Source organism: Flammeovirga sp. EKP202 (genome assembly GCF_014534745.1).
Lineage (GTDB): Bacteria > Bacteroidota > Bacteroidia > Cytophagales > Flammeovirgaceae > Flammeovirga.
In genome coordinates this window covers 22,973-29,607 of record NZ_JACVVP010000076.1, presented here as the reverse complement: position 1 = coordinate 29,607, position 6,635 = coordinate 22,973, and the positions used below count along the sequence as shown (strand labels likewise).

At 34.6% G+C, this 6,635-nt stretch carries 4 protein-coding genes; 3 read left to right on the top strand and 1 reads right to left on the bottom strand.

Annotated elements, in window-relative coordinates; genetic code table 11:
* Positions 1 to 325: 325 nt before the first annotated feature.
* The gene (locus tag IC221_RS27315) at positions 326 to 1,921 is read right to left on the bottom strand and encodes a sulfatase-like hydrolase/transferase (protein ID WP_188171985.1); all 1,596 of its coding nucleotides are present in this window, start codon (positions 1,919 to 1,921) and stop codon (positions 326 to 328) included.
* A 248-nt stretch (positions 1,922 to 2,169) separates the two neighbouring features.
* Here IC221_RS27315 and IC221_RS27310 point away from each other — a divergent pair, with 248 nt between their 5' ends.
* From IC221_RS27310 to IC221_RS27300, 3 genes are all read left to right on the top strand, one after another.
* Complete coding sequence (locus IC221_RS27310) at positions 2,170 to 3,444, top strand: glycoside hydrolase family 71/99-like protein (protein WP_188171984.1); 1,275 nt, start codon at positions 2,170 to 2,172, stop codon at positions 3,442 to 3,444.
* A gap of 61 nt (positions 3,445 to 3,505) precedes the next feature.
* Positions 3,506 to 4,693: a T9SS type A sorting domain-containing protein gene (locus IC221_RS27305; RefSeq protein ID WP_188171983.1), complete on the top strand. Its 1,188-nt coding sequence runs from the start codon at positions 3,506 to 3,508 to the stop codon at positions 4,691 to 4,693.
* 445 nt (positions 4,694 to 5,138) lie between these two features.
* The gene (locus IC221_RS27300; protein ID WP_188171982.1) at positions 5,139 to 6,635 is read left to right on the top strand and encodes a sulfatase; all 1,497 of its coding nucleotides are present in this window, start codon (positions 5,139 to 5,141) and stop codon (positions 6,633 to 6,635) included.

The window sequence follows — 6,635 nt, the reverse complement described above, 5'->3', positions numbered from 1 at the left end:
GCTGAGTTTAACTTTTTTGTGTGGTAACTTAAAATTAAACATTTTCTCTGATTAGCTTTTTTTGTCATGTACTAAAATTGAGCCGTTAAAAATGATTTTGCTGTTTGAGCTTTAGCGAGTTTAAAATCATTGAGGCGAGATACATGAAATTTAGCTTTTGACTTCAAAGCCTTGAATTTTTTGCTTCTTTTTGTCTTGAAACAAAAAGTAAGAGGAAAGAAGCTTGAAAGTTGATCCTGTAAATGCTTGCAGAAAGGCCGATTGAAAGTAAACGATAAATTAGTTTACAAGGCATTTAGCACATATTTCAACGATCATCGACAGATCAAATATTCTTGACTAACACACGGTTTTTTACACCATCATAAAACTTGGAATTATTCTTTTTCAGCCATTCCAGTAGAGCAGACCTTAATTCTTCAGCCTTCTCAGTGTATTGTTCTTGATTCGGGTTTTTACCCAAAACGTTATTCATTTCGTGTGGATCTTCATTCAAGTTGTAAAGCACATTCATCACTTTTGATTCCACTGAGTAAGGAACCATTAATTTCCACCCATCTTTTACAATCATATAGTTTGGTGAAACATCACCTCGATAATTCCATTCAGTCACTACATACTCACCATATTCTTTTTCCTTTTTTTCGATCATTCCTCTCAAGCTTTTTCCATCAGAAGAAGGACCCTCTATGTCCATATAATCTAAGATGGTAGAGAAAATGTCAATATGAGAAACGTAACCCTCAACAGTTGAATTAGGTTTGATTTGTTTGGGGAGTTTCATTAGAAGAGGAATATGTGCAGATTCTTCATAAAAAACGTTTTTCTCTCTCAGACCATGAGCACCCAACATTTCTCCGTGATCACTAGTAAAGACAATGAGTGTATTTTCTGTTAATCCCAATTCATCAATTTTGTCAATAATCTGACCTATCCAATAGTCCACCTCAGTAATCAAACCATAATAATTAGAGATCATGTATTTGATTTTTTCAGGATCAGAATATTCTGTCAGTTTTTTACGGCCGTTTGAATTAGCGTAAGGTGAATTTTTCATGTCATCACCGATACTTTCCGGAGGAGTCATCTCTTCGGGCTTATACATGCTGTAAAACGGTTCAGGGACAATCATAGGAGCATGTGGATAATGGAAAGAGCAAGTAAGACTAAATGGCTTTTTATGGAGTCTTTCGAGGGCATTCATAGTTTGTTGTGCCTGAAAAGCCGTCATTGTGTATTCTTTTGGAATATTTAAGCGACCATGAAAATTGGGTTGAGATTTCTTGATGCCTTTTATATCCTTATATTCTTTCCCGAAGAAAGTATCAATTGGATCCGGTGTATAAGGTCTTTTTGTAAAACGGTCAATATGTTCGCCATTTTCTAAAGCTCTTTTCTTTAAACTTTTATTCAGCCAATCTTGATAGAAGAAGCTTTGTCCACCATGGTCAAAAGCATATTTTCCATTTTTAGCATATTGTTCTGGATTACTGTATACACAAGCTTTATTGGCCATCGCATGCCATTTCCCATAATACTCACACGTATATCCTTCCTCTTTCAATATCTCATCAAAAGTAGGATGTTGCATTACTTTTTCCTTTGTATAATAATAGGTCTTATCATTATTGTTTACACCAGTATTTTCAACCGTTCTTCCTGTAAGAATAGACGAACGAGCAGGGCCACAAACTGCACAGGCAGAATAAGCATTGACAAAATAAACACCCTCTTTTCCTAGTCGATCTAGATTAGGGGTTTTCAAGACTGTATTTCCTGCTAGTCCCAATGCTTTGTATTGTTGTTGGTCAGTAATAATAAAAACAAGATTTGTTTTCTTATTTTTTTTAGGTGGATGTGTACCGAAACAAATGTTCGTCACTACCAATACAAGTAATAATGCTGTTAATAATCTTTTCATTTCGATTTCATTTTCTAAGTAATAAACCTTAGCTTAATTCCTTCATAACCTAAAAGTAGTACTGACTATTAATGAAGCCTTAATAATGGACTAATTGAAAAAATCTTCATAATCAGATATCATTTTACAAAAAAACTGCATTAACGTCCAAATTATTAATGCTTCATTAATCTATTATTTGAGTGGAAAACTACTTTTACGTTAGCAAATCAGAACACTGTTGAACTAATTTTTCAATATTACTTGAAATGAAATTACAAAAGATATATACAATAATATTATTGGCATCTATAAGCTTACTAATGTTATTGGCCTTCAAAAAAAAGAAAGAAAAAATTAATTACCCCACTTATAAAGGGTTAGTGATGTGTGGCTATCAAGGCTGGTTCAGAACCCCTAACGATGGGGGTTCTAGAGGCTGGGTGCATTATGGTAACAGAGGTTTTGGTCCAGATAATGTCACAATAGATCTATGGCCGGAAATGTCTGAATACAAGAAGACCTATAAAACGGAATTCAAAAATGAAGAAGGAAAATCTGCTACTGTTTTTAGTTCATTGGATGCATCCACTATAGATACACATTTCAAGTGGATGAAAGAATATGGTATAGACGGTGTGTTTATGCAACGTTTTTATAATAATTCTAAAAGTGGACCTCGAAGAGAGGAAGCAACTTCTATTTTAAAGAAAGCTTTTAAATCGGCTAAAAAATACAACAGAGCAATTGCTGTTATGTACGATTTATCAGGCTTGAAAAAAGAGGAAAGTTGTTATGAGACATTGGTGAGTGATTGGAAGAGGTTAATAGATGAAATTCATTTCAATAAAGGAGTTAATAAAGAAAATTATTTACATCATAATGGTAAACCGTTAGTAGCAATATGGGGTGTGGGATTTCAAGAACGACCTTATACTGCTAAGAGTAGTGAAATAGAACGTTTTATGGATTTTGTGAAAAATGATCCAAAGTACGGTAATTTCTCTGTGATGTTGGGGGTGCCTACTCGTTTTAGAACGCTGACAAGAGATAGTGAGCCAGATCCGTACTTACATGAAGTAATCAGAAAAGCGGATATTGTTCAGCCTTGGTTAGTGGGGCGTTATAAAATGCCTGATTTGGAAAATGATAATGTATATAGAAAACAGATTGCGGATGATCTAGCATGGTGTAAGGATAATAATTTGGATTATGTACCAACGATCTACCCCGGTTTTAGCTGGTATAACTTAAAAAGAATGAAGGGACAAGGCCATGAAAAGAATGCGACTTTAAATGCGATACCAAGATTAAAAGGAGCTTTTTTCAGTAAGCAAATAGACGTTTCGATAGAGGAAGGTGTAGAAATGCTTTACGTAGCCATGTTTGATGAAATAGATGAAGGTACAGCCATATTCAAAGTGACCAATACACCACCTGTCAATGGAACGTTTTCAGATTATGAAGGATTACCTTCCGATCATTACTTAAAACTGACAGGAGAGGCAGGGAAGAAGTTAAGAGGGAAGAAGGTCATAAAGTAAAATAGAGTGCTTTTTTAGGAGTGAAAATGCGAACATCAAAACGACCATAATAGACTATTCTATGTACAAGATTTTATTATTAAAACTACTGTTATTGAGTTCAATATCACTTTTTGCTCAATACCCTAATTATAGTATTGAATATGATTCCAATATTATAGAAACGCCGGTTTATGAAGCATCTCTTTTGGAGGAAATGAGTGGAATATGTCCCTCAAGGCGTTATCCAGGTCATTTTTGGGTACACAATGATTCTGGAGATGACCCCATGATTTATTTGTTAGATACCTTGGGAAACTTGGTGACCTATGGGACTATCAATGGAGTAAACAACAAAGATTGGGAAGACATTGTTTCTTTTGAAAAAGATGGGAAATACTATTTAATGATAGGTGCTTTTGGTGATAATAACACAAAAAGGACACAGTATCAATTGGTATTAATGGAAGAACCAGAAATAGACCTTTCTACCAAAGAATGGAATCATGATATAATTTATGAAATTAAATATGCGTATCAAGGAGGTACAGTTTCTTATAATCATGAATCCCTTGCGGTAGATTTAGATAATGATCAAATTTTTGTGATTACAAAACGAGGAAGTGCCAAGAATACAATGATTTTTTCAATGCCACTTTCCCTCACTCCTATTTCTACAGTACACGAACCTGTTGAAATTGGTAGGGCAGACATCGATGCCGCAACAGGAATGGATATTTCTGATGATAATCATCGAGCGATCATTATTAGTGTAGAAGATCTAATAGAGTATACAAGGTATGAAGGGGAAACTTGGGGTGATGCTTTTTCGAGAGCACCCCGAAGAATAGTACGACCAAGCACAGGTAGAACGGAGGCCGTTTGTTATAATCTGGATGGCAAAACCATTCATATTGTTCGAGAAGGTACAAACCATCCCATGTTTATTATTCCTGTATTAAAAATTGTAGAAATTGATGATGAGGACAATGAAGATAAAGATGAAAATATCACATCCCTTCAAACCGAATTTCAGAAAAGACTGCAATTTTACCCTAACCCTTCTCAAGGTGTTGTAAACATCGAATACGCTGGAGGTGTCATAGATCAGCTATTCATTTATAATCTTGAGGGAAAACTGATTCGAACCTATACTGATATTAATCAATCCAAGATAACATTAAATAAAACCTCTTTATCTAAAGGAATTTATATGATTTCCTTGAAGGTAAAAGAGGGGATAATAAAGAAAAAATTGATGATGAATTAATTTGTAATTGTTGTGTGACCCTACTATATATTTATAGAGAAGTATCATTCCTTTTCTATGTCAAAGCTTTTTACATTCACATTAGTAATCAGTGACTACTTACTTTTCAACAGAAATTTCAAACACAGTTCTTACTTAGTAGGAACTGTGTTTTTTTATGCTTTATTCAACGGTTTGGGTATAATTATTCATCTTTATAGACGTATTTTTTGATATAATGAAATCATACTATTGCTTTTATTCTTGCATAGTTTCACCTTGGCATTGCATTAAAAAACATCATAGTGCTACTTCATGAAATACTTTAATGTAAGAATATTTTTTTCAAGAATCTCTGAAAAAAGCCTATTTAATCCTTAATTAAGAAGATATTAATATAATTATTAGCCCCCGAACTTAATATTGTGATACATCCATGAGGAGATGAATTAAAACACAATTATGTATGAAGACTTATATATTACTTATACTCGTACTTTGCTTTAGTTTAGGTACTACAGCAGATGACAAGAAAAAACCAAAGAAATCGAAAAGACCTAATGTATTATTTATCTCAGTGGACGATTTGAACATGCATTTGCCCTCTTTTGGATATAATAATGTCAAAGCACCTAACATCGAGTCATTAAAAGAGCAAGGTATCTTGTTTCGACAGGCGTATTGTCAGTATCCTGTTTGTGGACCATCAAGAGCATCATTTCTAACAAGTATGTATCCGGCACAAACCAAGATTTTCACTAATGGTCCTCACGTTACAGATACACGCCCTGATGCTGTAAGTATTGGGAAGGTATTTCAAGATAATGGGTATTGGGTAGCGAATGCCGGAAAGGTTTATCATCCTGGAGCGGAAGATTTTACTTGGGATGCCAAAAGAACAAAAAAGATGAAGGAAAACGATTTAGTACTTCACCTTAAAGATAAATTTGAAAAAGAATACGGACTAATCGACTCTCCTGAAAAGGAAAAAGCTTGGGAAGTATTAAAAAAGCAATATGGTGATGATGACAGACAAGGAAAACACGCTTTACCATTGCCAATCAAAGATGGTATACCCTTGGAAGATGATTTGAATCTAGAGGCTTTTAATCAATGGATGGAGGAACAGACGTATGGAGATCAACCGTTCTTTATCGCCTATGGGTTTCATAAACCGCATGTACAATATACTGCACCACAGCGTTTTTTTGATTTATATCCTTTGGATGAAATTCAACCGGAGAAAGTACCTATGGATGACTGGAATACAAAACCTTTGATTGCGAATTGGAAAAGGTATGAAGCATTTGAAGATATCTATTTTGGATTAAGTTCTATGGACGCAAGAAAAAGGTATATGCAGGGGTATTACGCATGTATTTCTTATATTGATGATATCTTAGGACAAATGATCACAACCTTGAAAAGTAAAGGATTATGGGACAATACTATCATTGTCTTTTTCAGCGATCATGGCTATCATATGGGTAATCACTTTTTGTATGGAAAGGTTTCTCTTTATGAAGAAAGTGCAAAGTCTCCATTGATCATCAGAGTACCTAATAATAAAAACAATGGGGAAGAGGTATTGACAACTGTAGAGCTGATGGATGTTTTCCCAACGGTCACTGAATTGGCGGATTTGGAAAACCCAACTACAGTGAAGGGGAAAAGTTTGGTTTCATTATTAAACAAACCCTCAGATACATCTTTCCAAAAACCGGCTCTGACTTATGCACGAAGAGGTAATTTATTAGGGAAGTCGGTAAGAACGGACCGTTATCGATATACACAATGGGGGGATGATCCTACGCAATCGGAATTGTATGATTATAAGGAAGATCCGAAGGAGTATAAAAATAAAGTCAAGGACCCTGAGTATGCAGAAGTACTAAAAGAGATGAGAGCAATCTATCTTCAAAAAGTAACAGAAGCAGCGGTAATTGATGCAGAAATGAATTAG

Bases quoted from the DNA above. Each gene is read 5' to 3' on its own strand.
- IC221_RS27315 (WP_188171985.1), bottom strand. From the start codon at position 1,921: ATGAAAAGATTATTAACAGCATTATTACTTGTATTGGTAGTGACGAAC.
- IC221_RS27300 (WP_188171982.1), top strand. From the start codon at position 5,139: ATGAAGACTTATATATTACTTATACTCGTACTTTGCTTTAGTTTAGGT.
- IC221_RS27305 (WP_188171983.1), top strand. From the start codon at position 3,506: ATGTACAAGATTTTATTATTAAAACTACTGTTATTGAGTTCAATATCA.
- IC221_RS27310 (WP_188171984.1), top strand. From the start codon at position 2,170: ATGAAATTACAAAAGATATATACAATAATATTATTGGCATCTATAAGC.